General features: G+C 35.3%; 3 protein-coding genes and 1 pseudogene. All 4 read right to left on the reverse strand.

Annotation, left to right across the window (positions count from 1 at the left end; genetic code table 11):
• Window positions 1–221 precede the first annotated feature (221 nt).
• Window positions 222–458, reverse strand: coding sequence for a hypothetical protein (locus AC13CQ_RS00060; protein ID WP_335588374.1), 237 nt, complete (start codon window positions 456–458; stop codon window positions 222–224).
• 319 nt (window positions 459–777) lie between these two features.
• Window positions 778–2,151 carry a group II intron reverse transcriptase/maturase gene (gene ltrA, locus AC13CQ_RS00065; RefSeq protein WP_482882575.1) on the reverse strand — a complete coding sequence of 458 codons (1,374 nt, stop codon included), beginning with the start codon at window positions 2,149–2,151 and terminating at the stop codon, window positions 778–780.
• 658 nt (window positions 2,152–2,809) lie between these two features.
• Window positions 2,810–3,265 carry a DoxX family protein gene (locus tag AC13CQ_RS00070; protein ID WP_335588373.1) on the reverse strand — a complete coding sequence of 152 codons (456 nt, stop codon included), beginning with the start codon at window positions 3,263–3,265 and terminating at the stop codon, window positions 2,810–2,812.
• Between the two features lie 14 nt (window positions 3,266–3,279).
• Window positions 3,280–3,404 (reverse strand): annotated as a pseudogene (locus AC13CQ_RS00075) (IS982 family transposase); the annotation flags it as partial.

The raw sequence follows: 3,404 nt of genomic DNA on the forward strand, positions 1-3,404 counted from the left end.
TATATTGAATTCTATAACACCAAAAGAAGGCATACTGAAATAGGAAAAGTACCACCTGATCAAATTTATAATACAAAAAGAATAGCATCATAAATAATTAGATATATATTTAAACTGTCTTACAGATGGGGAGTAGTGTATTTTGTAGTTACCATATCAATCCTTTTTTTATTCTATTCCAGTTTTTTTTCGCTTCCTCTATATCTTTTTGTTGACTTGATTTAAGCAACTAGTTTATTATTTCTGTCATCTTTTTTCATTTCTGCTACTAATGATAATAACCAAATAAAAATTACAATCGGTATCAGTATTAATTCCCAAACAAACGAAAAATTGTAAAAACCAATTATAAATTCAAGAATAATTGCGACAGAAATTGCAGTTAAAATCACTTTCGTAAAATCTCTGTAGGTTTCTAAACTATTTGCACTAAAGAAAAGTACAATTCCTGCTGTCAAGAACCAATATGAGAAATCTTTATATAACGAAAATTCCCATATTGAAATTTTGTTTAATGCTAATATTATAACTGTAAAATATAATCCGAAAACTATATAAAATGGATATTTCTCGATTCGAAAGTAGTTTAAAAAAATCTAATCATTTATTAATTTAAATCCTGAAGTTTTAATATGAGGACTGTTTTTCTTTCATTGCATAGTAGAGTAGAGCCTGCTACCCGAATTAATTGCTAAGTTAATAAATTTCGGATAGCAGTACCCCCTGCATCAAACCGTGCATGAAGTTTTCCCTCACACGGCTTACCGATAGTATTCTTCATTGAGCTTTCGCAAGGGTTTTCAAGCGGGCATATTTTTCTATATCCAACAGGTTTTTGTATTTTACAAAATTCCTGTATGGCTGCTGGCGTAGCAGCTTATGCGCTTTCCTTCCTTTGCTTTTTAACCATTTATATAGTTTGTAATCCAAATGTGGTATGATTACCTTTATCGTTTCCCATATATGGGTTATTTTACTGATCGAGAAATAATTCAACCATCCGATTAGCAGTTCATTAAGTTTATAGATGATGTGCTCTATTTTCCAATGTCTGCGTTTGGACAGTAGCTCTCTGATCTGTGTAAACAATTTTGACCGGGATTTTTGACTGGGACGTATATTCGTATAATTCTTTTGGTTCCAATCAAATTTGGAACGGATTACCCTGAATTCAAATCCCAGAAAACAAAGACTACTTTTGTTTATATGCAATATCGTTGTCTTTTCCCTATTGAGTTTTAATCCCATCCGATACATAATCAAACCGATATACCTTCGCATATCCTGACTGTATCTTTGGGTACTCATCAGTACAAAATCATCCGCATAACGCACTATACGAATGTTCGATCTAGCAAACTTCCCTTTTGGATTGTTTACTATACGGTCAAAAGCGTGCAGGTAAATGTTCGAGAGCAAGGGTGATATGACTCCTCCCTGTGGGGTGCCACTTGTTGACTTTATCAGCTTACCGTTCGTTAATTGTACCGGTGCCGTTAGCCATTGGTGAATAACCGCCAATATCGATTTGTCACTGAGGCGTTCTTTTAACATCTTGAACAACTTGGTATGAGGTATCGTATCAAAGTAATTTGATAGATCTGCATCATATATAAATTGATGCCCCTCATATAAGTTCTTCTTGATTTGTTTGACTGCTTCTTTTGCTCCCCGCTTGGGGCGGAATCCATAAGAGTGGGGTATAAAGTCGGCTTCCCATAAGGGCTCAATAACCATCTTTACTGCCATCTGAACTATTCTATCCTTGATGGTCGGTATACCTAGAACTCTATATGCTCCTTTTTTCTCTTTGGGTATTCTTACTCGCCTAACCGGTAAACAAACGTAGGTTTTGGTGCGTAATTCTGATTGTATCTCGCTAAGGTATTGATGTAATCCCTTACTTTCAATATCATCAAAACTAACGCTATCTACTCCGGTTCCCTGAGGCTTTCCCGATTTTACCCTGCGGTAGGCTGTTATCAAGACGTAATCTGTACAGACCTTGTCCCACAAACTGTATGCCTTGAAACCTGCCTCTTGCTTGGCCCTAATGTATAGCTTTCTTTGAAATACACGAACACGCTCATCCGGTTCTCCGGATGGACTTACTAATAGACTTTCGTCAATATAGGTCGTTCTGTTTTTCATATAAGCATTACTAAAGTAAAGCCCCTTCCCTATTGTCGGTTTTGTTGTCCGACAAATCTTCGGTAATATGGGCTTCTCCGACTTCTGTACACCCCCTTGCTTACTTCGCTATGCTTATAAAACAAGGTTTTAAGTAGCCAGCTTGAATGTACAGACCTCCCCAGTTCCGCACTGTTCCATCTATCATCACGCCATCCCTATGACTCCGGTAGTTTACAAGTTTTCCCCCGACTGTTGATCCAACTTGTATGGCAGGGTTCGTATACGTCAACACACTCCCCAAATCTACGGTTACACATCTCGAAGCTACTATGGGTTCACGCCTAAGCATTACGGCTTGATGATTTGAAAGAACGAAGCTTCAGTTCACTACCTCACGGTAATTCCTGTTCGTCTTTCTTCCGGGTGAACAGTCAATTGTCCGGATAGGATTTTCACCTACTGGAATAGTGCAGCGGCTGGGCGCACCAACGATTAGTACAAGAAACGTAGGACAGATGACAAGCACTTTCATTTCGGTTTATTATTTATTTTGCTTATATCTTTACTACTATAAACGCCAAATTTTATATTTAGCGGACTTTGATAATATGTACAAACTTTAGGTTTATCACTAATGCCTTATGTTTTTTATACATCTTAGCCACTCACTTTTTCATCAGTTATATCTAATCGCACTAATATATGTCCAGACTATAAACAGAAATTGTAAAGGAATCCGAAACCATAAATACCCAAGCCCATTTCCATCAAATGTGCCTTTTTGATAGTTCACATTATTTAAAGACGCATAAATATTAGCAGGTAACATTAATAAAAGAAAAATAATTAACGACCATCCAGAAATATATTTAAATCGAGGAATAAGAAGGCTTATTGCAAGTGAAATTTCAAATATTCCAGTTAAATGGACAAAAGTCTCTTTATATGGAATAAATTTAGGTATCATCATAGACATTCCTTTAGTAAATGCAAAATGTCCAATTGCTGTAAATACTAACATTATTGACATTGATATCCTGCCTGATAATGCAAAGTTATATTCTTTATTTAAAATTTTAATGATAAATAAAGAAATTGTAAAACTTAATAAAAGTACAATTAAAGGTTTCATAACCCGTTGTGCATTTAGGCAATATTGATTTTTAGGTTATTGATATTTCTGTTGAATTCAAATATGTTTATATATTGAATGACCGTCATAGCCGTAATCTTAGATAATATTCTGTTTTTGAATCCCTCAAAAGATTTAG

This window comes from Galbibacter sp. L-19, from assembly GCF_056857615.1.